Raw genomic sequence first — 24,469 nt, forward strand, 5'->3', positions numbered from 1 at the left:
CGACATGGGCTATCGGGATTCGCGCCATGTCCGCCACCGACCGCCTCAAACGCCTGAAATTCCGTGCCTGGCACCGCGGCACGCGCGAGGCCGACTATATGATCGGCGGCTTTTTCGACCGCTATTCGGCCAAATGGAGCGAAGACGAGATCGCCTGGTACGAAATCGTCGTCGAGGAGGACGATGTCGACATCATGAGCTGGGCGCTCGGGACCGGCGAACCGCCCGCACATCTCGACCGCCCCGAGATGATCGCGGCGATGCGCCGGCTGGACTATATCCCGCTGCCATGACGCGAAGCGCCGCCGACATATTTGCCGCCATCGCGTCGGCCCCCGCACCGCTGACGCTGGCGCGCGCCGCCGACGGGTTCCTGCCGCTGCTGCTCGCCGACCTCGCGCGCGCCAGCGACAAAAGGCTGGTCTATGTCGCGACCGACGATACCGCGATGCAGGCGATCGCCGATGCCGCGCCCTTCTTTGCGCCCGACCTGATCGTCCATCGCTTCCCGGCGTGGGATTGCCTGCCCTATGATCGCGCCGGACCGTCGATGCGGGTCAGCGCCGACCGGCTGGCGACGCTGTCCGCGCTGCAACAGCCCGCCAAACGCGGCGAACTGATCCTGACCACCGTCGCCGCGATCACCCAGCGCACGCTGACCCCGTTCCGTATCCGCCAGCTCGCGACGACGCTGGCCGCCGGACAAAGGATCGACCGCGACGCGCTTGCCGAGTTGCTCGTCGCCAATGGCTTCAGCCGCGTCGACACCGTCGCCGACCAGGGCGAGTTCGCGGTGCGCGGCGGTATCCTCGACCTGTTCCCCGCCGGCGAGGAAAACGGGCTGCGGGTCGATTTCTTCGGCGACGAGATCGAAAGCATCCGCCGCTTCGATCCCGCCGACCAGCGCAGCCTCGGCCCCGCCAAGGCGCTGCAATTGCTGCCCGCGTCCGAAACCCTGCTCGACGAGGCGACGATCAAGCGCTTCCGCTCGGCCTATCGCGACCTGTTTGGCGGGCAGTCGACCGGCGATCCGCTGTATCAGGCGGTCAGCGAGGGCCGGCGGCAGGCGGGCATGGACCACTGGTTGCCGCTGTTCGAGGAACGGCTCGCCACCCTGTTCGACCATATCGACCCCGCGACCCCCGTGCTGCGTGGGCACCGCACCGAGGCGACCGCCGAGACGCGCTTCGCCGCGATCGCCGACTATCACGCCAACCGCGTCGCCGCCGAGCGCGAATCGCCGGGCAGCTACCGCCCGCTGACGCCCGAAACGCTCTACCTGACCGAGACGGATTGGGCTGCGGCCGCCGCCAGCCGCCCGATCCACATCGTCACGCCCTTCGATGTTCCGCCCGCGGCGACGATCATCGACCTCGAAACCTTCGCCGCACGCGATTTCACCCCCGAGCGCGCCGCCGACCTCAATGTCTATCACAAGGTCGCCGATCATCTGTCGGACGAACGCCGCAAGGGGCGCCGGACGATCATCGCCAGCTATTCGGTCGGCGCGCGCGATCGCCTGTCGGGGCTGCTGCGCGATCATGGCGTGACCTCGCTCGCCCCCGCCGACGGCTGGCAGGACGCGCTCGGCACAGCCTCGGCCGAGACCGGCGGCGCCACCGCCATGGTCGTGCTGCCGCTCGACCATGGCTTCGCGTCCGACGCGATCAGCCTGCTCACCGAACAGGACATCCTCGGCGAGCGCCTTGTCCGGCGGCAAAAGCGCCGCAAGAGCGCCGATGCCTTCCTCGCCGAACTCGCGACGCTCAGCGTCGGCGACCTCGTCGTCCATCTCGATCATGGCATCGGGCGGTATGAGGGGCTGACCTCGATCCCGGTCGGCAACAGCCCGCATGACTGCGTCGCTCTCACTTATTCGGGCGGCGACAAGCTCTATGTCCCGGTCGAGAATCTCGACGTCCTGTCGCGCTACGGCGGCGAGAGCGACGGCGTCGGCCTCGACAAGCTGGGCGGCGAAGCCTGGCAACGCCGCAAGGCACGGATGAAGGAGCGTATTCGCGAGATCGCGGGCGAACTGCTCGCGACCGCGGCGCAGCGCGCGTTGCGCTCGGGCGAACTGCTCGCCGCCGACGCCGCCTACCCCGCCTTCGCCGACCGCTTCCCCTATCAGGAAACCGACGATCAGGACCGCGCGATCGGCGACGTGCTCGCCGACATGGCGTCGGGGCGCCCGATGGACCGGCTGGTGTGCGGCGACGTCGGTTTCGGCAAGACCGAAGTTGCGCTGCGCGCCGCCTTCGTCGCGGCGATGGCGGGGGTGCAGGTCGCGCTCGTCTGCCCGACCACGCTTCTGGCGCGCCAGCATTTCACCAACTTCGTCGAGCGCTTCAAAGGCTTTCCGATCAACGTCGGTCGTCTTTCGCGCCTTGTCCCGGGCGCCGAGGCGCAGAAGACACGCGACGGCCTGTCGAGCGGACAGATCGACATCGTCATCGGCACCCATGCGGTGATCGCGAAATCGGTCGAGTTCAAGAACCTCGGCCTGGTCCTCGTCGACGAGGAGCAACGGTTCGGCGTCGTCCACAAGGAGCGGTTGAAGCAGCTCAAGACCGACGTCCACGTCCTGACGCTCACCGCAACCCCGATCCCCCGCACCTTGCAGATGGCCATGTCGGGCCTGCGCGAACTCAGCGTGATCCAGACGCCGCCGGTCGATCGCCTGGCGGTCCGTACTTACGTGGCGCCGTGGGATGCGGTCGTGCTGCGCGAGGCGTTGCTGCGCGAGCATGATCGCGGCGGGCAGAGCTTCTTCGTCGTGCCGCGGATCAAGGACCTGCCCGATATCGAGGAATTCCTGCGCAACCGCGTTCCCGAAATCAAATATGTCGTCGCGCACGGCCAGATGACCCCGACCGAGGTCGAGGACCGGATGAGCGCCTTCTACGACCGCAAATATGACGTGCTGTTGTCCACCACCATCGTCGAGAGCGGTCTCGACATTCCGAGTGCCAATACCCTGATCATCCACCGCGCCGACCGTTTCGGCCTCGCCCAGCTGTATCAGCTGCGCGGCCGCGTCGGGCGCGCGAAAACGCGTGCTTACGCCTATCTCACCACCCCCGAACATGGCGCGATTACCGACACCGCCGAAAAGCGGCTGAAACTGCTCGGCGATCTTGACACATTGGGCGCGGGTTTCCAGCTCGCAAGCCACGACCTCGACATTCGCGGTGCGGGCAATCTGGTCGGTGACGAACAGTCGGGGCATATCCGCGAGGTCGGTTTCGAACTTTATCAGTCGATGCTGGAGGAGGCGATTTTGATCGCCAAGGCCGAGGGCGCCGGAAAGCTGCCACCGCGCGAAGCCTTGTCGCCGACGATCACCATCGACGCGCCGATCCTGATTCCCGAGACGTATGTCCCCGACCTGCCGCTGCGCATGGCGCTGTATCGCCGCCTCAACGACGCGCAGGATCGTCCCGCGCTCGACGCCTTCGCGGCCGAGATGATCGACCGTTTCGGCCCGTTGCCGCCCGAAACGGCGAACCTCGTCCAGCTGATGGAGATCAAGGCCAATGCCAAGGCCGCCGGCATCGCCAAGCTCGACGTCGGCACGAAGGGCGCCCTCGTCAGCTTCCACGGCGACCAGTTCGCCAACGTTCCCGGTCTGATTGCCTATGTCGAAAGGCTGAAGGGCCGCGCGCGCATTCGCCCCGACAACAAGCTGTCGATCAGCGGCGATTGGGTGAGCACGGGGGCGCGGCTGAACGGCGCGCTGCAGTTGTCGAAGGGGTTGGGGAAACTGGCGAAGCAGGCGGGCTAGCATCGCCCCCGTGAAGGCGGGGGCCGCCAGCCACCTTGCGGCCCCCCGCCTTCGCGGGGGCGACGAGGGTTATTCCATCAGCGCCAGCAACTGGTCCCACGGCACCGGCCCCGATTTCAAAAATCCCTGCCAGGTGGCAACCCCCAGTTCGCCCAGCCGGACGAGCTGGGCCTCATTCTCGATCCCCTCGGCCACCACCAGCAGCCCCAGCGCGCGCGCAAGGTCGACGATCGCCCGCACGACGATACGGTCGCGGTCGCTGCCGTCGATGGTGCGGGTGAAGCCGCTGTCGATCTTGAGATAATCGATCGGCAGCCGCGCGAGCAGCGACAGGCTGGAATAGCCGGTGCCGAAATCGTCGATCGCGATCGCGCTACCCAGCGCGCGGATCTGCGCGAGTTGTTCGGCGGCGCTCGCGGGATCGCTGAGCATCGCCTGTTCGGTGAGTTCGAGGGTCAGCCGGTCGGGATCGACCCGCGCGCTTTTTGCCATCGCGGCGAACCGATCGGCGAAATCGGGATCGCCAAGGTCGGCGGCGGTGATGTTGAGCGACACGCGCAGCTTCGACAGCGGCTTGGGCCATTTCGCCATCTCGGCCATCGCGACCCTGTGCGCCTGTTCGGTCAGTTCGCATTCCATCCGCGCCGCGCGCGCCGCGGTGACCAGCGCCCCGGCACCGAGCAGCCCGAGTTCGGGATGCTGCCAGCGCAGCAGCGCCTCGACCCCGGTCATTTCGCCGGTCGCGACATCATATTGCGGCTGGTAGAAGATAACGACCTCGTCGCGCTCGAGCGCCGCCTTGACCATCGCACCGTCGCGCGCCGACGCGGGGCGCGCCAGCTGGTCGCTCGCGGTGCGCAATTGCTCGGCGACCGATTCCTCGCGGACGATCTGCGCGGCTGCGATGCGAATCGCCAGGCGGCCGTTGGGATCGCCGACCATCGGTTCGGCGAGCGCGACATGCAGCGCGCGTTCCTGTGCCCTCAGCGCGCCGAGCGACAGCGCGGCGGCGGGCACGATCAGGAAGCGCGGCCCGTCGAGCCGGTCCACATGCGACCCCCGGCCGAACTCGTCGCCGGCGAAATTTTCGAGCCGCCGTCCGATCTCTTCGAGCACCGCATCGCCCGCCGCGGTGCCGGCACTGTTGTTGATCCGCGCCAACTGGTCGACCTGGACCAGGATGACGCCGACATCGGCATCGTGCCGCAAATGAAGCGATTCAAGGTGGCCAACGGCGGCGGAGAAGGTGTCAACTGCGCGATTCATCGGCGCTCCCATAGCAGGCATTGCTTGCCAATCCCCTGCATTTTGCAGCAAGGTTTACAAAGATGGCTCCGTTGTCACCCTCGTCCCCGGTTCCCCTTACCGACGGCCATGGCCGCCGGATCGATTATCTGCGCCTGTCGGTGACCGACCGTTGCGACCTCCGCTGTCGTTACTGCATGGCGGAGGACATGATTTTTCTGCCAAAATCGGCAGTTCTCAGCATCGAGGAAATGGCCGAGCTCGCCGAGCGCTTCGTCGCGCGCGGTATCCGCCGCATTCGCCTGACCGGTGGCGAACCGCTGGTCCGGCGCGGCATCGACACGCTCGCGGAGCGACTCGGCGCGCTGATCGGCGAGGGACTCGACGAACTGACACTGACCACCAACGCTATGCGGCTCGCCGAATATGCGCCGATGCTCGCCGCCGCGGGCGTGCGCCGGATCAACGTCAGCCTCGACACGCTCGACCCGGCCGCGTTCCGCCACATCACGCGCGTCGGCGACCTCGACGTCGCGCTGAAGGGCGTCGCCGCGGCGCGGCATGCGGGCCTTGCCGTCAAGATCAACATGGTCGCGCTCGCGGGACTCAACGAGGATCAGTTGCTGCCGATGCTCGATTGGTGCGCCGCGAACGGCTGCGACCTGACGCTGATCGAAACCATGCCGCTCGGCGAGATCGCCGACGACCGCAGCGACCATTATATCCCGCTCCACGCGTTCGTCGCGCCGCTGCGGGCCGAACGCGCGATTTTCCCGATCGACAAAAAGACCGGTGGCCCGGCGCGCTATTTCGCGGTCGAGGACAGTCCGGTGACCCTCGGCCTGATCACCCCGCTCAGCGACAATTTCTGCACGACCTGCAACCGCATCCGCCTGACCGTCGAGGGACGCATCTATATGTGCCTCGGCCAGGAGGATCATGTCGACCTGCGCGCCGCGCTGCGCGACGGCGGGGCGCATGCAGTCGATGGCTTGATTGACAGCGCATTGGCTGGCAAACCCCGCGCGCATGACTTTCATATAGACCGAAAGTCCAAACCGGCGGTCGCGCGTCATATGAGTGCAACGGGCGGCTGACACGTCGCCCGCGAAGATGGGGAAGGCGGGACCAACATGCATCGCAAGATCGCGCTTGTCGCGTCGAACGCGCCCGCGGGACTGGAGGCCGAGGCCGAACTGCGCCCGCTCTACGACTTCGTCGATGTGAACGAGGCCGACCTGCTGATCGTGCTCGGCGGCGACGGCTTCCTGCTTCACATGCTGCACCAGCTGCTCGACCAGCGGCGCAGCATGCCGGTGTTCGGCATGAATCGCGGCACCATCGGTTTCCTGATGAACGAGTTCCGCGTCGAGGGATTGCTCGACCGGCTCGCCGCCGCGCGCCCCTATCTGATCCACCCGCTGTCGGGCGACATCACCACGATCAGCGGCGAACGCCACATCCTGCCCGCGATCAACGAAATCTCGCTGCTCCGCGAAACGCGCCAGGCGGCGAAGCTCGAGGTGATGATCAACGAAAAGACGATGCTCGAGGAACTGGCATGCGACGGCGTGCTGGTGTCGACCCCGGCCGGATCGACCGCGTACAACCTGAGCGCCAACGGCCCGATCCTGCCGCTCGAATCGCAGATGCTGGCGCTGACCCCGATCAGCCCCTTTCGCCCGCGGCGCTGGCGCGGCGCGCTCGTCCCCGAATCGACGAGCATCCGGTTCAACGTCCGCGAGGCCGCCAAACGCCCGGTCAGCGCGGTCGCCGACCAGCGCGAAATCCGCGATGTGAAGACGGTTTTGGTGACCACCGACCGCAGTCGCCCGCTGACTTTGCTGTTCGATCCCGACCAGGGGCTCGACGAACGCATCGCGATGGAACAATTTATCGTTTGAGGTCTTGCAAAATGCCGCGCGCGGCGGCAAAGGGGCCGCCTTGTCCGGCTCGCCGGCATGTTCCTCGGTAGCTCAGCGGTAGAGCTCTCGACTGTTAATCGAGCGGCCGTAGGTTCGAATCCTACCCGGGGAGCCATTCAGAATCGTCCGAGTTTTCGGGGCTTTTTCCGCCCTCGAATCTCGGAGATTCAAACGACATTTCCTCAAGCATTCCAAAGGGTTCGCTGAAGGTTACCGTGAGTGACCCGTTGGCCCATGTGCTGTTCAAAACCAACAAGTTCAAAGCGGCGTTTTTTGCGGCTGGCGGCTGCAAAGTAAACATTTTGTGGGCCTTCCTCGCAAGGTCGAGCAAGGCAATTCCATCATCGACAAATACGTCTTCCGCATTGTTGAGGAGGTCCGACTGGCGTTGGCAACGCTCTCTTTCCTCGCGCCAAGTGGATGCCATGCGATCGTGCATGTCGGCGGTGATGCGGCCATCAAGGTGGTCGGCGTATAGTTTATCCAATCGGGACTGAAGCCTGTCAGCGTCCGCTCGCAGGCGCGTGATCGTCTCCAGTCGCTCTTTGCTCTTGTCGGCGTGCGATTCGCGCAATGCGCGTTCAATCAGTGCGAACACGCTGTCATTCATCTGCAAACGCGCGAGCTGTTGGGCGAACGCCTCGGCGAGCGTCTCTTCCCGCACATATTTTTCCGGGCATTTCTGTTTGAATCCGGAGCAGTGGTAGTAGATGTACCGGCCTTGCTGCATCTGGGCCACTACCGCGCAGCCGCAATGCCCGCATGTGATGAGCCCGGTGAAAGCGAAGCGCATGGGCTTTGCCCGAACATTGCTGACGCTGCGGCCGTCGAGAACCTCCTGGACATTCTCCCAGGTTTCCGTGGTGATCAGCGGCTCATGCGTGCCCTGGTACAGCCGCCGCCCCCATTCGAAGGCGCCGGCATAGAGCCGATTGCGGAGCATGGAGTGGATGGTGCTGACGCCGACGGGAAGTTGGCTTCGCCGATATCGCAGGCCCGCCTCGCGAGCCAGCTTCGTCACCTCCTTCAGGGAATAATTTCCTGTCTCGAACCACTCGAATACCCGTGCGACGACGGGCGCGAGGTCAGCGTCCGGAACAATGATCTTTTTGCCCTGAGGACCAACGATGTTCAGATAGCCAAGAGGGGCAACGGATGGCCAAATGCCCTGCTTGGCCTTCTCCAACATGCCTTTTCGGGCTTCCTCGGAGAGATTGTCGACATAGTTCTTCGCCATCAGGACCTTGATCCCGTGCATGAACTTTTCGGAGGATCGAGAATCGCGGGAAAGGACGGTCCCTTCCTTGACCAGATGTATCTCGATGTCGAATTCGTCGAGCGTCACCCAGTCTTTCAGATTGCGATAGAGGCGGTCGGTTTTCTCGACCAACAGGTGCCGGACGCCCGGATGCCCTTTCAGATATTTGAGCATCGCCTCGAACTGCGCTCGCCCCGTCTTCTTTGCCGATTCGACGTCGACATATTCCTCGGCGATGATCAGGCCGCTCTTGGCGGCATACTCCCGAATGAGCGCGATCTGCGCATCGATCGAAAATCCTTCCTTCTCCTGCTCCGCGGTCGAAACCCGCGCATAAAGAACAGCCTTCTGGGCGGTCGTCGACCGCTCACGGCGGCTCGCCTGGGATTTTGCCTTACGGGGTCTCGCCATTGCCTTCCTCACTTCACAAAGCGTGTTGCTCGGCCCCCTCCTCCCTCTTTTTCCGGACAGGGCGGTTGAGCCTCAGCAGCCGTCGTCATCGGCCATAGACGCCGTAGGAGGTGGAACTACGGGGTTCTTGCGCGGCCGCCCGCGGGGACGAGGCGGGCTTTCAGGCACAGGTTTTTTTCGGGGTCGACCTCGAGGCCGCGGCTTTGGATGGTTGCGAGCTCCCTCACCCGGCTCGTGGTCGGAAACGACAGGCTCGCCGGCGGCCCGGCCGACCTCCCACTTCACCAGCATCCACATATAATCCGCGAGATTGCCGAGGAAGTTGCGGGCCTCGTTCTCCGAGACCGGACGCTTGAGTTGGTCCTCGAAGACCGCCTGTGCATCGAGCACGAGTTGACGCGAGAGCGCGCTTCTCCGGATGACCCAGCGATCCGTCCTTGGCCGATCATCATCGGCGAGCCGGCGAGCAGCGGTGATGTCCTCCGCCTCCGCTACGGCTGGCACCTCGCCATATGCGGTGCCGTTCAGACGTACGCGCCTCATTGCGCGTCAGCCCCGTTTCGCACTGGGCTGAAAACATCAGCCCCGAATCGGTGCGTCAGATGGCGCACGACACTCGACGCATAGCGCCGCTGCCGCCAGCCGGTCGGGCTGTGATAAACGCCGATCGCCTTCCAATAGTCCCCCGTGACCGCGAGACCCGAAAGGAAGATCCAGCGTGCGGCATCGACGTTGAAGCAGGCATCGTTGGTGAGCCACCAGCGAATCCGTTCGGGAGGACTGCGGGTCACGGACGCAATTTTGCCAACCCACCAGCTATTGATCTGGAGCGGCCCCAGATCATGGCTACCATCGCTATTCCGGACTTCGGCCCCAATCCAGCCGCCTTCCTGATCGCGCAAGCCCCAGAGCGTCTTCTCGAGCCATTGACGGCCGCCGGCCGCCGCACGGATGCATCGACCGATTCTCTCCTCCGCGACCGGCCTTTCCGCCTTGGCGCGCGTCGCGCCGGCCGGGCACGGCGCGGCGAAAGCGAAAACAATCGCCAGCACCAGGCAGCGACGACTAGCGGTCATGGCCGCCTCCCTGGTGCGCATGGTCAGGGGCCGGCTGCTGAGGCTGCCGGATCTCGGACGGTTCGCCATGCGAAGGTGGCGCCCGGCCACCATCGAGAATCGACTGGACAAATCTGTCCATCGTCTCGGCGGCCGAGAGCATGCGGTTCGCGAGGAAGACGCCGATCCCTCGCGGCTCGGGCTGTTCGCGCAACGCACGTTCGAGCGCTATCCTCGCCCGCCGCTCCTCACGGTCGCTCCGCTGCTGGTCGCGCAGCGTGTCGAGACGTTCGCCATGGCGGATGGTTCTGCCGCGCACATTGTCGCGACCCAGGCGCCCCAGCCCCTCCAGCGCCGAGGTTTTTTCGCCCGACCTACGCTCGAGTCGATCGACAAGCCGTTTCTCGTCCTCGGTCCAGAGCTTTACCCCGAACCGGGCGCGGGTGATGGCGGTATAATAATTCTGGCCCGTAACCAGCGGCGAGTTCACCGGCGCGAGCACATAAACACGGTCATAGGTCTTGGACTGCGCCGAATAAACGGTCTCGGCATAGCCATGGTCCCAATTCTTGTGATGGCCGAGATCGATCGTCTGCACCCGTCCGTCGCGGTCCCAGCGGATCGTCGCCTGCGTGCCCTTCAGCCGCTCGACCGTTCCGCGATCGGCATTGCGAACGCCAAGGTCATGGGCGACGAGGCGCCACTGAATACGATCGCCCGCCGCAAGATCGCGTTCCTCCGCCTTGAACACATTGGCCTGCGAGGCCCGCCCAAGGCTCGGATCCCAGCCAATGATCCTCCCATTCTCGTCGACGAGCCGGACGATCTGGCGGCCGCGCGCGTCGCGGGCGATGCCGACAACGCGATATTCGGTGTCGCGGGCGATGCCGAGGCCGGTATGGTCGCGCGCGAAGACGAGCACCTGCCCGCCTGAATAGAAGCGCGCGAAATGCTTCTCCTGATCCGTCATCCCCGAGGGGGTCAGCACGGCGAGACGGGTTTCCTCGGCCGCGACCGCGCCTTCGGTCTTCAGCGCCTCGCGCACCTTGGTATTGACGATGAGCCGGGTCGCATTTTCGAGGACGAGGATATTGGTGTTCGCCCGGCTTTCGGGCTTGAGATGCGTCCATTCGCGGACGAGCCCTTCAGCGAGCTTGTCGGCCCCCTCCCCGCTCGACACCTTGTCGAGATTGGCGAGCGAGGCGGCATAATTGAAAAGCCGGGCCTGGGTGACCGCCGCCTTCATTGCCCGCGTTTCCTGGCGGACCGATTCGGGGAGTTCTGCCTTCGGGAGCCCCAAGCGCTGCATCAGCCAGAAGGCCTTGCCCTGTTCGATCGCACCGGTCTGCCGATTGTCGCCGAGCAGGATCAGACGCGCCCCGGTCAATCGGCTGATTTCGAGGATCCGCAGGGCCTGGCGGTTGCCGAGTTGCCCCGCTTCGTCGACCACGAGCACATAGGAGTCGTCGAGCCCGCGCCCGCCACCGGCCACGAGACTGGCGACGGTCCGCGATTCGATACCGGCGGTCGCGCCAAGATTGGCGGCGGCCGACGAGGTTGGCGCAAGGGCGATGAGCTTTGTGCCGGGATCGGCCGCTTCCTTCAGCGCCTTCACCAGCGTCGATTTACCCGCGCCGGCGACACCGTGGACGCCGACCACCCTGTCCGCCGTCGAACCGATATGGAGGAGTGCGGCCTCCTGCGCCGCATTTAGCCCCGACTCCTCGCTCATCCGCTCCAAACGCTCGCGCGGCGCGATGGGTGTGACGTCGCCGAGCGCCAGCGCAAGATGATCGGCAAGCGCGAGCTCGAGCCGTGCCGTGCGGCGGGTGGTGCGACCACGGGTGTGAACCCCATCGCCTGTTTCCTCTCTCGTCGCGAGGAGCTTGGCGCGTTGCTCGTGCGCCTCGACGAACGGCCGCACGTCGGCCAACCGCACCTCTCCCACATGGCTCGCAAGCGCGGTGCGATAGAGCTCGCCGAGATTGTTGACCGCCTCGCGCCCCTCCGACTGGCGTATCCCGAACAGCATCGCGCGCGCGGCCACCGCAGGGGCCACCGGCAGCGTTCGCTCCCCCGTCAGCTCAGCCGCCGCGATGACCTTGTCGATCGCTTCCCGATGGGGTTGCAGGCGGGCTGCCCAGCGTTGCTGGAGCTCTTCGAGGGAGGCGCGCTGCTTGGCGCCGCGGGTCTCGTAGAAGGAAATGCGGCGCGCGGCCTGCCCGGTGAGAGCATGCTCCCGGGCGTGCTCCTCGATCTGCGCCACCCGCGTCGAATAGGATTCGATGATCTCGCGCGCGATGCCGGAGATCTCGAACAGGCCCTTGCGGGGATCGAACGCGATGCCATGCCCGATCTCGCGCAAGTCATGCGCCAGCGCGTTGCGGTACACCTGCCCCGCGGCCATCTGCCCGGCGAACATGGCCCGGGTCTCAAGGCTGGCCATGGCCGCCCCGTCCTCGCGATTGGTCATGTTCATCACGACGACATGGGTGTGGAGATGGGGATCATGCTCGCGCGAGGCATGTTCGGTGAAGCGCGCGAAGATCAGGCGGCCGGTCGTCTCATGGACGATCTTGCCCTCCTGCCGGTGCCGTAGCGTGGCGTGCTCCTCCAGATAAGCGAGCGCTGTCCCAACGGCGCGTTCATGCGCTTCGAGAATTCGGCGATCCCCCGACACCAGCGCGAGGATCGACACCGACTTGGGGGCGTTGATCGAGAAGTCCCATCCCGGATGATGCTCGATCCCGCCGTCCTGCCGGTGCCGGCCGAGTTGCTGTCCGGCGACAGTTCCGGAAAGCAGGGCTTCGAAAATGGCGGGATCGACCTTGCCTTCGAGCCCAAGCTCGGCGGCGATCCTGCCGCCCCACTCCGAATGCTCGTCAGCGCCTTTGGTATAATAATCGCCCACCGTATAATAGCGGGCAAGGTTCCGGGGCGTGCCCTTGAGGCGGCGGGGATGGATCATGCCGGCCTCGCTTCATCCCGGTCGCCGTCGCGGCGGCCATGCTGGCGCAGGCGGAATCCCGCGGGCTTGCCGAACAGGCTGATCTCGGGCTGCGGCCTCGGCGGCGGCGCCCCCGGCTCCTGGGGTGCGGGCGACGATCCGCTCTCGGGCGGCTGCGGCTCGGGAAGCGGCAGGGTCGGCGCATCATCCCCCGCGCGGCGGCGTTTCGGCTTGCTCGCCGGCGGCTTGACCTCCGCTTCGGCTTCCGCGGCACCCGCCGCCGCCAACCTGACCGGCGGCAGGGTGCGTTCCTCATAGCCGACCGCGATCGAAGCAACCCTGTTGTAGCGGTCCTCGAAGCGGACCACCGGAAGGTTGCGGCCGAACCGGAGATAGCCCGCGAGGTTCGGCAGATTGGTGACCTCGGTGTGCATGACCAGCGGGCGGGTCACCTGCATCCGCGAGAGATTGACCCCGTCGCGCATGTCGTTGACGCCGTAGCTCATACCTTCATTGGCCTCGACCTGCTCGACCTGGCCGAGATTTTCGCTGACATGCTTCGCGGTCGGGGTGTCGTTGGCGCGCAGCGCCACCCAGGTCGAGCAATAGCCGGTGATCGCGGCCGCATCCTGGATCCCATAGGTCGCCTCGAGCTGCGGGTAGCTCTGGAAACCGAGGATACCGCATCCGCCATATTTCCTGGCACGGGCGAGGAAGTCGGAGAGCGACGGCAGCTTCTGGAGGGTCGGAAGCTCGTCGATGACACAATAAAGGCGCCGATCGCGGTCGGGCGCCATGCTCATGATCGCGCTGATCGCAATGTCGAGCCAGACCGTGATGAGAGGCCGGAGCGAGGGAAGCTGGTCGGCCTTCACGGTGATGAAGAGCCAGCTATCGTCCTTCTCGTTCGCTACCCAGTCGCGGATCGAAAGCCCGTCGACCGTGTCGTCGAGATAGGAGAAGCTGCGCATCACCGAAGCAAGCTCGGCCTGGATGCCCGCCGAGGTCCGCTCGCCCTCCGTCGAAATGAAGGCGGCGGCGTCGGTTCCCGCGGCGAACGCAGCGAGGTCCTTGAGCTTCGAGCGCAGCAGCGTGTCGAGCAGGATCGACACGAGCGTGCGTTCCTGCCGGGCGAGCTTCCGCAGCACCGCAACGAGCGTGCCGCGCGCGGCCTTCGCCCAGAAAGGATCGCCCGCCTTGTCGGGAATCGTGGACTCGGCGATCTGGTCATAATGATAGTCGCGGGGCACATCGACCCAGGGCGACCAGGGGTCCGCACGGGCGTCGAGCGGGTTCAGGAGGATATCGATCCCGGGGCGGTAGAATTTCTCGACGAAGGTGCCGGCGGTGTCATAGACGATCGCGCGGCGCCTCTTCCTGCGGATGCCGTCGAGCATCTTGACGATGATGTTGGTTTTGCCGGTGCCGGGGGCGCCGCAGATCAGGATATGCTCGGGCTCGAAGGCGTCGGGCACCCGGACGCCGCCGATCTCGAAGCTCCCGCGCCGCTGCCAGCGCAGCGCGCGGCGGACCTGCCGGACGGTGCCGAAGCGAGCCCCCCGAAGGAACTGGTTGGAACCGAGCCCCCGTCCCGTCCGGGTAAAATAGAACCAGGCCCAGGCGAGGACGGCGAGCGCAAACACCCCCGAGAGCGCCGCCCCGTGGAGGAGATAGGTCTCGAAGGCATGGAGCGTCTTCTCGGCAATGTCGGAGTCCAGGAGTGCCTTGGGACTCGTCCAATATTCCCGGCCTGCTGGCGTCCTGAACAAGATGGGTGCGGCGCCTCCGGGAACCGCGTCGCCCACCATCGCCGCCTGGCCGAGCTTCAGGAGCACGAAGCGCTCATAGTCGGTGGACTTCTCGAACGCGTACCAGAGGATGCCGCCGATCCAGATGACGATCCCGGCGAGGCAGGTCTGGTAGAAGACCTGGGTGGCCATCCGGACATTGTGGACGATCGCCTGTCCGCCCCGGGTCCAGGACCCCAATGTGTCGTGACGGAAGATGCTCATGCGCGGTCCTGCTCGGGATCGAGCAGCCCCCTTTCGCGGAGCAGGCGCCGGGCGTCGTCGAGTCCCTCTTCGAGGGCCTCGGGCGATCGCCGACCAATCGACTTGGCGAGGATCGCTAGCGTCTGGATGCCGGTCGCGTGAAGCTCGTCGAACCGGGCGTGATAGCCGGCCGGATCATGGCCCTCATAGCGGTCGAGGACATCGCGGATATAGGCGGAAGGGGTGGTCCCGCTGGTGCGGGCGGCATCGATGAGACGGTCGTGAAGTGCGTCGTCGAGACGAAGGGTTATTCGGGCCATGCGCTGTTCCTGAGCAGCGCCGGCGCATGATGAAGCGCGGCATGTTTAGCAGAATAAGATCACTATCTCAACTATTTATGCCGGCAGACGCTGTCTGACGCCGTATGACAAGCCGGATCAGCGGCTTAGCCCGCGCGACGCGCGCTCATGTCAGACGCTGTCCGACGATCGGTGACATCGCGTCGAACGCGCGGTGACGCCGGAAACCCACGCATTCCCGGCGATTCCGCGCCCGCAGCACCCGTGCGTACGGTGCATTACAAACGCCCTTGCGGCGTGCGTCCTTTCTTCGCAGCGCCTTGTGCGCTGCGCCGCCTCGTGCCGGAAGGCGCGGGGCACCCCGGAGGGGATTTTCTCTCTTCGGCCGGCGGCACGCCGGCCCTTCCTGTGCTTGCATCGACGGAGCCTTTTTCGGATAAGGGAAAGCGGCGGGCGGACCTCCTTTTTTGAAAGGTGTGATCCATGTCCAAGATGACCGATCGAGAGCGTCTCGCGAAGATCGACAGCGACCAGAGAAAGCTTGCCGAGGAGGCCGAGGCGGTGCGCCGTCAGCTCCGCGCCCGCTATGGCGCGCTCACCGCCGATATTCCGGTGGAGCTTCTGACCGAACGCGAATATAAGGACGTACTCGCCTTAGCGACCAAGGCGGGCGGTGCGGCCGCTGTGGCAGCGCTGAAGGCGCTCCCCGCGGCCGCCACCTGATCCCGATCATCGCCGGAACGGCGTCCCTGCGACGAGCACGGCGGAGCCGCGCGCAGGAGGCCGATGGCGCTCTCCAGAGCGGTATCGCATCGCCCGCGCGAGGGACCCCAAAGGGGTCCACGAACGCGGGCGAACCTCCCCCCACCGACAAAAAAGGCCGATCCGGGACGACCCGGACCGGCCCTTACGTGAGGCGCTCAGGCGGCGAGGCGCTGATCCCTCAGCCGGAAGAAATGCGCCGGAACGCCCTTCCCTCGTACCAGCCGGGCGAGATGCGACTGGAGCCCGTTGCCTTCGCAGACGACGGCCTCGACCGGTTCCAGTCCGAGCAGCGCCTCGTTGCGCGCGAACCCCGCCCGCTGCCCCAGATGCCGCCACTTGCCGAGGGTGAAGGCGATGAGCGGCACCTTGCGGCTCGCGGCCCAGGCGGCGGCGATGGCGTCGCACCCCTTGTCCTGTGCGGTCGTCGCCAGCACCATCATCGGAATGCGCGCACGGATGTCGTCGAGCCGGTCCCAGAGCATCCGGTCGTCGGCCCATTGCTGCCCGCCCGAGAAGAGGACGATGGGTCCCTCCGGTGCGTGGCGGTCGATCCGCTGCTGGCGCCGGGCGGCAAGGAAGTCGGCGGCGGCGACCACCGATGCGGTGCGCTTGCTCGACACCAGCGATCCCCTCGGCGCGGACCAGGGGCGGCCGGTCTCGGCGGCGAAGGTCTGGGCGGCATGGTCGCGCAGGCAGGCGACCGCGTCGCGCGCTTCGTCGAGGGACTGGCAGAAGGTCTGCGCTTCCTCCAGCTCGGCGGTCAGCACCTCGCTGCCGTCGGCGTCGCGGACGAGATCTTTGACCTTGCGCGCCGCCTTGTCGGCCTCGGCGTCGAGCTGGTCCGCAACCTTGTGGAGGCTGTGAACCATGCCCCAGGCGATGTGGCCGGCGAGGCTTTCGAGGCGGGTGTCGCGGAAGAGATCGAAGAAGGTGCGGACCACCATTTCGGTCGCCAGTTCCGCCTCGCGGGCGAGCGGGAGCCCGGCATCAGTCTCGTCATCGGCATAGCTCATCCGGAACCCGTCGACGGTTTCGGTGAAGGCGTGCTCGAAGGTCGGGCTTGCGGTCTCCTCGGCGATGAGGTCGGCGATTTCGTCGTCTGTGCGGATGGAATTGAACGTCGTCATGAGAACCTCCTTGAAACGAAAGAGGTCTTTTTCCCGGCACGGGCTCCGAGCGACGGGGTCAAGGATCGGGCGCAGCCCGACCGCGCAGCGGCGATGGGGGTCACGATTTTCCTTGGCGGCGCGCCGACGCCGGATCGGGTGCGCGACGCCTGCTCCGCCAAGGAAAATGGTGGGGCCCCGTCGTCCTTGAGGCCGGCGCTGTCCCCGTGCCACGCTAAAAAGAGTTGAGAGAGAAGAAGAGGCTTGCGAAGCGGGGGCTCGACGCCCCCGATTCGCAAAAGGGGTGCCCCATAGCGCTGGCCCCAAAAGGACCGGGACGGGCTCGACACCCGGGCCGGGCCTTTGGCCCTTCGAAGGACGCTGGCGCTCCGGCAACAATGACAGCAGCCCGTCACCGGGTGGCGGGACAGCCCAAGGGAAGGAAGAAGGGATTTGGAGGTGGGGGAACAGGCAGAGCGGGTCGACAGCGCGTCGCGGATCATTCTCGCGACGCCGCGGGTGCTGTTCAGGACCTTCCTCGATGCCGAGACGTTGAAGGCGTGGCGCGTTCCCGAAGGGGTCGCGGGCAGCTTCACCGCGCTCGATCCGCGCACCGGCGGCGGCTATCGCCTGAAGCTCCTTTATGACGATGAGACCCATGGCGTCTCCGCACCGGGCATGGACCTGATCGAGGGCCGCTTCGTCGATTTCCTGCCCGACGAACGTGTGCTTGAGGCGGTCCGCTTTCTTGGGCTGAACGGACATGATGCCGGGTCGATGACGTTCGAGACGCTGATCGAGGCGGCGCAGAGCGGGACCAAGGTGACTCTCCGCGCGACCGGGATGTCCGAGGCAATCGACGCGGACGCGCATCGCGAGGCGCTCGCCGCGTCGCTCCGCCGGCTGGCCATGCTCACCGAATGACGACAAAAGGCGGCCTCTCCACTTGGGAGGGCCGCCTTCAGGGGATTAATGCGCCGTCGTCGGGCTGTGCCCGGGCGGCCAGATGAGATCGTCGGGCTTCCCGTCATGGAGCATGGCGAGCGGGGTGATGCCTTGGATGCCGCCGTCGCGCCACATATCGCAGACGACATAGACAAGGGCGCCGGTCGCGCGGTCGGTGCATTCCATCAGCGCGAGGTCGCCCCGTTCGGCGGCGCGCAGCAGCAACGAATAGTTGCGGATGCAGAGGCTGGAGAAGGCCATGGTCGCCTCACGCCGCCCGGGCGAGCGGGATCGCGGCCCCCGGCCGCACCGCCGCCCCCGCCGGGATCGCCGCCTCGCTCTTGCGGAAGGCGTGGATCGGAACGCCCGCCTTGCGCAGCAGCTGATAGAGGTTCGCCTGGAGTCCCGATCCTTCGCAGAGCACGGCCTCGACCGGCGCGAGGTCGACGAGCTTGCGGTTGCGATTGAAGGCGACCTTCTTGCCCGAGCCGTAGAGGCCATAAGCGACGAGCGGCACGCCATTCTCCGGGCGCGCCGCCCAGGCCGCCGCGATCGCGTCGGCGCCCTTGCGCTGGCCGGTCGTGACCAGCGTCATATGCGGCACGCGCGCCTTGACCTGGTCGAGCCGGTCCCAGATAGGTTGCCAATTCTCCCAGATTGCTGGGCCGGAGAAGACGACGATCGGCCCCTGCGGCAAATGGCGCTCGCGGCTCGCGAGCTGCCGCGCGCGCAGGAAATCCTGCACCGCGATCTGGCTCGCGATCGAGACGGTCGAGGCGCGCGTGCCCTTGGCCGGAGACCAGGGCCAGCCCGAGAGCGCGCGATACATCTCGGCGGCATAATCGCGCATGCATTCGATCGCATCGCGCTGCTCGGCGAGCGAGCGGCAGAGAAGCTGCTTGTCCTCAAGGCTCGTCGCATAGACCTCGCTGAGATCGGGCCGGCGCGCGAGGTCGCCCAGTTCCTCGGCGATCGCATCCTCGCGGCGCTCGATCTTGCCGGCGACGAAATGGAAGGAGTTGACGACGCCCCAGGCGATGTCGGGGGCGAAGGGTTCGAGCCGGGTTCCGGTGAACAGGTCGAAGATGGCGGCGACGATGCCGCCGCATTCGGCCTGCGCCGCGATCGGTTCGGGCATGTCATGCTCGCCGGCTTCTTCGCCCGGTTCGACGATCGAGAGCGGCATGGGATCGCCGAAAGCGGCCTGGAATTCGGGGGTAGCGACGGCTTCGGCATAAAGCTGCTTGAGATCGGCGAAGCGGTCGATGCTCGGAGGACGGGTGCGGGTCATGGCCGGACCTTTCTGATGCTGGATAAGAAAAAGGCCGGGAGCGCTGACGCCCCCGGCCCGGTCGGGATCGCCCGTCAGAAGGGGATCTCGTCATCGACGGGCGCCTGGCTGCCCGCCATTTCGTCATTGCTGCCAGCGGTGCTGTCGCCGAAGCCGTCGCCCGCGCCCCCGCCATCATAATCGCGGCGCGCCGAGCGGACCGCAGGCCCGAAATCGTCGCGGCGCTGCGGCCGACGCCAGGCGACGCGGTAGCCGTCCTCGTCGCTGCCGAAGAGCGCGATCGGCAGCGCCTCGGCGAGGCTCGGATCGTCGATCGAGCCCTGGAGGAAGATTTCGCCGGTGGTGTGCTTGGCGACCGCTTCCCAGAGCGCACCGACCTGCACCCAGCGATTGCCGACATTGAGCGCGACGATCTCGAAGACCGGGGCGCGGTCATTGTCGCTTTCAACCGGGCGGAGACCGAGGCGCGGCAGATCGATCGTGCGGGTGGCGATCGAACCCAGAAGACGGCCGTTACGAACGTTGAATTCACCGATATTCATGAGACTTTCCTTTGACTTGACGTCACTCCGGACCATCCGAAGCGACACCAGCCAAAGACCCTCTCTCCTCTCTGTCCCGGCCCCACGGCCGCGCGCCGACGCCCGTCGGACAGCCCGCCCTCGCCGCCCGCACCGGCGCTCGCGCCGCGCCGTTTCCCGCGCTATGATGCCGCCCCATGGACTCGGAGACGATGCGAACCGTCGCGCGGCTGGCGCGGTCCCGCGCCGAGCGCGGCAGCTCAGCCGCGCAGGGCGACGGCCTCGAGCGGCTGGGCGCCGCGCGGGCGCTCCGTCAGCTCGCTGTCGATCTCGAGGTCACGGCCGACGAGTTCGACCGCCGCCCGCACAATTTCCGGCCGCGCGGCTGACCACCGCCCCAGCCCCGCCCCTTCCCCCGCGCTTTTCCTCGTCCGGCAGCCGATCGTTACCCGGCAGGGCCGAGATCCGGCGCAGCCGGAGCTCGGTCGGAGCGGCGCGCCAGCGCCGCGGAGATAGAGCGGCGGTGCCCGCGCCAGCGGGCGGCCGCCCTCCCCTCACCCCCTTCGGCACAACGATTCAGAGCGAACCGCCGCATCATCCCTTGCGGCACCGAAACGGGATTCCTATATCGGTGAGCGGGTTGGACACCTGTGACCTGTCGCCGGGTCAAACGTCTGAAGAGCGTCCTGCTTTTGCACATCGGAACCGAAGCGACCCTTCCATCGGGCTGCTGCATAATCGGCGAACGGCCATGCCCATATTGGAGGTGCTTTGTGTTCACCCTTTCCATTCCCGTCACCGCGTCCGCCATCGACACGATGAAGCTGTCGCTGACCAGGGCGTTGCCGGACGTCAAATCCTCGCATCGCTGCGAAGCGCTTGCGCGGGGTCTCAGCTACCGGACCTATGCGTCGCTGAAGGCCGATGCCGGTTCGGGCAGCCACGCCGTCGCCGATGGCGCGGCGTTCACGGCCTATCTCGCGCGGCATGATTTCCATGTCACTAGCTCGGCGCTGTACCGTGCGGTCGCCAAGGCCGCGCTCCAGCAGGTGGCCGAACGCTATCCGACGCTCACTGCCGGCGGGTTCGGCATCGGCGAGTGGCAGCGCGATGACACGGCAGCGGGACGGCGCAAGCGCTTCGATGACGATCGCGCCGAACTGGTCAGCGAGCATGCGGTCAAGCCGTTCCTCGCGAGCCTCGTCTTCGTCTCGCGGGTCGAGCGGACAAAGACGATCCGGCCCGCGACCAACAGCTATTGGCTGAAGCATATCGCCGAGAATTATGCATGTAGCTATCCGGATGGTGAAAAGCTCGGGCCGATCTATGTTCCGAACGGCCTGCTGATCGCGGCCGCGATCCATGCCGGGTTCGACGTGAAGCCCCACACCGACGATTATGGCCGCGAGACGCTGAACGCGCGCTTCAACATGGGCAAAGCGTCGCTCTACGATCTCGATTGCGAGATCCGCCCTGACGGCGCACGCGCGCAGGACCGCCAGCGCAAGGAGCGACAGCACGCCACGCGGCGGGCGGGTCATATTCGCTGGTAAGGCGAGACCGGCAGGCGCGGCGGTGCGAAACGAACGACTGTCTGGCCTGAGTTGTTAGCCGTCGCCTATTCAGCGCTCATATGGTTGGCCCTTTTCCTCCCGGCAATATCGTTCCGCTAAGCGCCAGTTGCCCAACGATGGCCATACCGCCCGCTTCAGCCCTTCGAAGTTGCGGTGCAGCATGATAGCGAAAATACCGCAAACACTTGCGATGACAGCTGGAAGACTTGATGACCGAACCAATTGCCACCCGTTTTGCCCAGACCGCTCACCGGGAGGCGATCGACCGCTTGTTCGAAGGACGCTGGATCACGCTTTACAGGCTTGTGGATGAAGAGGCCTGGTACAGTGGCCTTATTGCTGCCGACAAGGTGCCGGGCGCGCTCGCGGACATCCAGTGGGATCTCCACTGGGGGAGTTTGAGCGGCCCCGGTGTGGTGCTTTATGGCTCAGGCGATAATGCCGAGGTCGGCTATGAGCGCCGTCCGGACGAGGGCATTGAACCCCTGGTTATCACGCGAGAGCGAGGCAGCTCGGGATTTCATGTCGAACTGACCGAAGACCTGCGGCTGTATCTCGACCTGTTTCCCGGCGCAGACGGCACCTTGGTGCAGGCCAATGCCAGCGGCAATGACGACGTCGTCGCCCGGATCGCCGCCGAGGAGGTGCAAATCCTCAAGCAACCGCTGCTTGCCTATCTTCAGGCTCGCCAGATGCACCTCGCCATATTCTTCGACCATGTCGTTACACTCGAGGATACGGCCAAAAATCCCCTTCCCGAGGGGCAGCGCTATGTCGATGTGCGCGAGCCGGATCGAACATGGAGCTTCGGCTCGATGGACGACTATGGGCCACCGATATCGCGTTTGTGCGGCAAACGGCTCCTGGCGCCGCCGCCGCGGGCGACGAAACTCGATAAGGGCGAAAGTCGCCATGCCGATTTCATCATCGGCGAGGATGCTATGGGCAATCCAGTCGAATATTCGTCGAATCCGGCGGGCCTTGCCAACCTGTTCGGCAAGAACCCCGGCGCGCCGGATTATCTGACGCCGGTGCATTTCCGTCGCGAAGTGCTCGACCGCTATTTTCATAATCCCGCTCGCTATGCGGTCAGCGATGGCGTGGTTCGCCGGGATCCCCATTGGGTTCTGCGCATCGACGACGATCACAGCGAGCGGGTCATCGTGTTCCTCGGCGATCTCGGGCGCGACATTCCTTATACCGAACAGCTCCATTGGCGCGCGAATAATATCCCGCCAGAGGGCGGCCTCAGCAAGACGGCGCACGCCCGCAGCTTCGAGGCGAATTTCGCCGACGGCGAACAGCCCGAGCATCGGTTCAAATTTGCGTATGAACGGTTCATCGAAAGCTGGACGGCCAGGCATGGCTGGCCGCTGTTCAGGCCGCTTCCACCGGGCGATCGTCATCTTCTGGTCAAACTTCACGTGCCGACCAGCGACAATCCGGCCGAACTCGATGCGCAGCTCCTCGGTCTCACGAAAATCCTTGTCGACAGCCTGAACGACACGGCGCTTGACGCCGCGCTTGCCGAACCGATCGAGGGCGAGCGCAGTCTTGCCAAGCTCGAACGCTATCTCATGCGGGAGGGCTATCCCCATGTCTTGCGCGATGTTGCGACACTGCGAGCCCTTCAGGGCCTGCGCTCGACGGGGGCAGCTCATGTGCGTGGCTCGAACCACGAGAAGCTTCTGCGGCGCATCGGCTTTGATGGGAAAGGCGCACCCGCTATTGTTGCCGAGCTACTCAACCGGACGACCGAAATGCTCGATGCACTCGCCGCGACCTGTTTGCAGGCGTCACCAGGCGAGCAGAATCTCTGAATTGATGGCGAATTTCCTTGCCAGGATAGCCCCACGCTAGCGTCCATTCTTCCCGGCTTTCCTGGCTAAAGCCGATAGGCTGCTGTCGGACAGCGCACGACATCCAAGGCGGCATGCGCCCCGGATGTTGCCCGCTAATCCACCGTCAATCGAACTTGACGAGATTGAGCGTGGGGAGCGGCCCGCCGGGAAACTGAACGAGCCGGGCGCCGAGGGAGAGCGGCCCGAGGTCGATCCCGGCGAAGCCGAGCCGGTCGATAAGTGCACCAATCTCGGCCTTCGCGGCGACATCGTCGCCCGAATAGAAGAGGACGCGCTTGCCGCCCTCGCTGCCCGGATCGCCGGCGACGAGTTGCGGCTGGAGGTGATTGAAGGCCTTCACGACGCGCGCGCCGGGAACGAGATCAGCGAAGACGTCGGACGATACGCGGCCGCCAAGGTCGGCAGGCTTGAACAGCGGTGCCTCGATCGGATTGTTCGCGTCGACGACGATGCGCCCGGCAAAGTCGGGCAAGCCGGCGAGCGCCGCGGGCAGCTTCGACCAGTTCACCGCAACGAAGACGATATCCTTGGCCGCCGCTTCTTCGCGCGTTCCCGCCGTGATGTCGGGGCCGATTCCCGCGACGACGTCGGCAAGGCTATCGGGCCCGCGGCTGTTGGCGAGGGTTGCGGGGATGCCGTTTTTGGCGAGGGCCGCGGCGATGGCGCGGCCGATGTTGCCGGCGCCGATGATGCCGATGCTTGACATGATATTGTTCCTTTCGACTTTGGGTTTCAGGCGGTCAGGCCGCCATCGGCGACGATGTCGGCGCCGGTGACGAAGGCGGCTTCTTCGCTCGCAAGGAAGGCGACAACGCTGGCGATTTCACCCGGTTGGCCATAACGGCCGATCGCCATGCCGGGGCCGACGATTGCGGAGACCGGGCCGTCGGCGGGGTTCATGTCGGTGTCGGTCGGGCCGGGATGGACGGTGTTGACCGTGATGCCCTTCGGGCCGAGGTCACGGACGAGGCTACGGTTGAAGCCGGTGATCGCGCCCTTGGTCAGCGTATAGACCGACGCGGTCGGAAAGGCCGCGTAGCGCGTCATTGACGACCCGATGTGGATGATGCGGCCGCCATTCTTCATCTGGCGCACCGCTTCCTGTGTCGCGACGAACACGCCGGTAACGTTGACCGCGAGCATCCGCTCATAATCCTCGAAGCGGAACTCCTCGATCGGCGCGTTGACCGCGACACCGGCATTGTTGACGAGGATGTCAATGCCGCCGAACGCCTCGACGGTGCGTGTGACCGCCGCGCGCACCGCATCGGGATTGCCGGCGTCGGCTTCGATCGCGAGCGCCTTGCCGCCTGCCGCCTCGATGTCGGCGACGACCCGTGCCGCGCGATCAGGCGACGCACTGTAGGTCAGCGCTACGGCGGCGCCGTCGGCCGCGAGACGTTTCGCGATGGCTGCGCCGATCGAGCGTGATCCTCCGGTGACGAGCGCAACCTTGCCGGCAAGTTTCTGGGTAATCTCGGTCATTATCT

The 24,469-nt window shown here is 65.8% G+C and carries 21 protein-coding genes and 1 tRNA gene; 10 read left to right on the plus strand and 12 right to left on the minus strand.

Going from position 1 to position 24,469, the window contains the following annotated elements; translation table 11 throughout:
* Positions 1-26 precede the first annotated feature (26 nt).
* Positions 27-293 (plus strand): FAD assembly factor SdhE, encoded by a 267-nt coding sequence (locus AC3WS4_RS22215; protein ID WP_187141796.1) that lies wholly within the window; start codon positions 27-29, stop codon positions 291-293.
* On the plus strand, positions 290-3,784 hold the full coding sequence (gene mfd / locus AC3WS4_RS22220; protein WP_492740443.1) for a transcription-repair coupling factor: 3,495 nt from the start codon (positions 290-292) through the stop codon (positions 3,782-3,784). The genes AC3WS4_RS22215 and mfd overlap by 4 nt, the downstream gene beginning before the upstream one ends.
* 69 nt (positions 3,785-3,853) lie before the next feature.
* Here mfd and AC3WS4_RS22225 read toward each other — a convergent pair whose 3' ends face one another.
* Positions 3,854-5,050 carry a GGDEF domain-containing phosphodiesterase gene (locus AC3WS4_RS22225; protein WP_187141794.1) on the minus strand — a complete coding sequence of 399 codons (1,197 nt, stop codon included), beginning with the start codon at positions 5,048-5,050 and terminating at the stop codon, positions 3,854-3,856.
* A gap of 62 nt (positions 5,051-5,112) precedes the next feature.
* Here AC3WS4_RS22225 and moaA point away from each other — a divergent pair, with 62 nt between their 5' ends.
* The 3 genes from moaA to AC3WS4_RS22240 all read left to right on the plus strand — a co-directional run bounded on the left by moaA (position 5,113) and on the right by AC3WS4_RS22240 (position 7,069).
* Positions 5,113-6,126 carry a GTP 3',8-cyclase MoaA gene (gene moaA / locus AC3WS4_RS22230; protein ID WP_187141793.1) on the plus strand — a complete coding sequence of 338 codons (1,014 nt, stop codon included), beginning with the start codon at positions 5,113-5,115 and terminating at the stop codon, positions 6,124-6,126.
* Between the two features lie 36 nt (positions 6,127-6,162).
* Positions 6,163-6,933, plus strand: a complete 771-nt coding sequence (locus tag AC3WS4_RS22235) for an NAD kinase (RefSeq protein WP_492740444.1) — start codon at positions 6,163-6,165, stop codon at positions 6,931-6,933.
* Between the two features lie 61 nt (positions 6,934-6,994).
* Positions 6,995-7,069: transfer RNA gene (locus AC3WS4_RS22240), tRNA-Asn, on the plus strand.
* Here AC3WS4_RS22240 and AC3WS4_RS22245 read toward each other — a convergent pair.
* The 5 genes from AC3WS4_RS22245 to AC3WS4_RS22265 all read right to left on the minus strand — a co-directional run bounded on the left by AC3WS4_RS22245 (position 7,055) and on the right by AC3WS4_RS22265 (position 14,936).
* Positions 7,055-8,623 (minus strand): recombinase family protein, encoded by a 1,569-nt coding sequence (locus tag AC3WS4_RS22245; RefSeq protein ID WP_492740445.1) that lies wholly within the window; start codon positions 8,621-8,623, stop codon positions 7,055-7,057. The genes AC3WS4_RS22240 and AC3WS4_RS22245 overlap by 15 nt on opposite strands.
* 539 nt (positions 8,624-9,162) lie before the next feature.
* The gene (locus AC3WS4_RS22250; RefSeq protein WP_492740446.1) at positions 9,163-9,699 is read right to left on the minus strand and encodes a lytic transglycosylase domain-containing protein; all 537 of its coding nucleotides are present in this window, start codon (positions 9,697-9,699) and stop codon (positions 9,163-9,165) included.
* Positions 9,689-12,646: a MobF family relaxase gene (gene mobF, locus AC3WS4_RS22255; RefSeq protein WP_492740447.1), complete on the minus strand. Its 2,958-nt coding sequence runs from the start codon at positions 12,644-12,646 to the stop codon at positions 9,689-9,691. Before mobF ends, AC3WS4_RS22250 begins: the two co-directional genes overlap by 11 nt.
* Positions 12,643-14,637 (minus strand): type IV secretion system DNA-binding domain-containing protein, encoded by a 1,995-nt coding sequence (locus AC3WS4_RS22260; protein ID WP_492740448.1) that lies wholly within the window; start codon positions 14,635-14,637, stop codon positions 12,643-12,645. Before AC3WS4_RS22260 ends, mobF begins: the two co-directional genes overlap by 4 nt.
* Positions 14,634-14,936, minus strand: coding sequence for a hypothetical protein (locus tag AC3WS4_RS22265; protein ID WP_492740449.1), 303 nt, complete (start codon positions 14,934-14,936; stop codon positions 14,634-14,636). The genes AC3WS4_RS22260 and AC3WS4_RS22265 overlap by 4 nt, the downstream gene beginning before the upstream one ends.
* A gap of 462 nt (positions 14,937-15,398) precedes the next feature.
* On the opposite strand from AC3WS4_RS22265, the gene AC3WS4_RS22270 reads away from it, so the two are divergent.
* Positions 15,399-15,638: a hypothetical protein gene (locus AC3WS4_RS22270; protein WP_492740450.1), complete on the plus strand. Its 240-nt coding sequence runs from the start codon at positions 15,399-15,401 to the stop codon at positions 15,636-15,638.
* A 197-nt stretch (positions 15,639-15,835) separates the two neighbouring features.
* Here the strand turns inward: AC3WS4_RS22270 and AC3WS4_RS22275 are convergent, their stop codons facing one another.
* Entirely contained in the window at positions 15,836-16,807 is a 972-nt protein-coding gene (locus AC3WS4_RS22275) for a DUF2493 domain-containing protein (protein ID WP_492740451.1), read from the minus strand.
* 438 nt (positions 16,808-17,245) lie between these two features.
* Here AC3WS4_RS22275 and AC3WS4_RS22280 point away from each other — a divergent pair, with 438 nt between their 5' ends.
* The gene (locus tag AC3WS4_RS22280) at positions 17,246-17,710 is read left to right on the plus strand and encodes an SRPBCC domain-containing protein (protein WP_492740452.1); all 465 of its coding nucleotides are present in this window, start codon (positions 17,246-17,248) and stop codon (positions 17,708-17,710) included.
* 45 nt (positions 17,711-17,755) lie between these two features.
* On the opposite strand, the gene AC3WS4_RS22285 is transcribed toward AC3WS4_RS22280, so the two are convergent.
* From AC3WS4_RS22285 to AC3WS4_RS22295, 3 genes are all read right to left on the minus strand, one after another.
* Positions 17,756-17,992 (minus strand): DUF6117 family protein, encoded by a 237-nt coding sequence (locus AC3WS4_RS22285; protein ID WP_492740453.1) that lies wholly within the window; start codon positions 17,990-17,992, stop codon positions 17,756-17,758.
* A 7-nt stretch (positions 17,993-17,999) separates the two neighbouring features.
* Entirely contained in the window at positions 18,000-19,022 is a 1,023-nt protein-coding gene (locus tag AC3WS4_RS22290; protein WP_492740454.1) for an SLOG family protein, read from the minus strand.
* Positions 19,023-19,096: 74 nt separating this feature from the next.
* Complete coding sequence (locus AC3WS4_RS22295) at positions 19,097-19,564, minus strand: DUF736 domain-containing protein (RefSeq protein ID WP_492740455.1); 468 nt, start codon at positions 19,562-19,564, stop codon at positions 19,097-19,099.
* Between the two features lie 176 nt (positions 19,565-19,740).
* Here AC3WS4_RS22295 and AC3WS4_RS22300 point away from each other — a divergent pair, with 176 nt between their 5' ends.
* The 3 genes from AC3WS4_RS22300 to AC3WS4_RS22310 all read left to right on the plus strand — a co-directional run bounded on the left by AC3WS4_RS22300 (position 19,741) and on the right by AC3WS4_RS22310 (position 22,937).
* Positions 19,741-19,932, plus strand: coding sequence for a hypothetical protein (locus AC3WS4_RS22300; RefSeq protein ID WP_492740456.1), 192 nt, complete (start codon positions 19,741-19,743; stop codon positions 19,930-19,932).
* A 384-nt stretch (positions 19,933-20,316) separates the two neighbouring features.
* Positions 20,317-21,096 (plus strand): hypothetical protein, encoded by a 780-nt coding sequence (locus AC3WS4_RS22305; RefSeq protein WP_492740457.1) that lies wholly within the window; start codon positions 20,317-20,319, stop codon positions 21,094-21,096.
* Between the two features lie 230 nt (positions 21,097-21,326).
* Positions 21,327-22,937: a hypothetical protein gene (locus AC3WS4_RS22310; protein ID WP_492740458.1), complete on the plus strand. Its 1,611-nt coding sequence runs from the start codon at positions 21,327-21,329 to the stop codon at positions 22,935-22,937.
* A gap of 145 nt (positions 22,938-23,082) precedes the next feature.
* Here the strand turns inward: AC3WS4_RS22310 and AC3WS4_RS22315 are convergent, their stop codons facing one another.
* Complete coding sequence (locus tag AC3WS4_RS22315) at positions 23,083-23,685, minus strand: NADPH-dependent F420 reductase (protein ID WP_492740459.1); 603 nt, start codon at positions 23,683-23,685, stop codon at positions 23,083-23,085.
* Between the two features lie 26 nt (positions 23,686-23,711).
* Positions 23,712-24,464, minus strand: a complete 753-nt coding sequence (locus AC3WS4_RS22320) for a 3-oxoacyl-ACP reductase family protein (RefSeq protein ID WP_492740460.1) — start codon at positions 24,462-24,464, stop codon at positions 23,712-23,714.
* Positions 24,465-24,469 lie beyond the last annotated feature (5 nt).

Source organism: Sphingopyxis sp. EU05-FHT14B03, assembly GCF_058790875.1.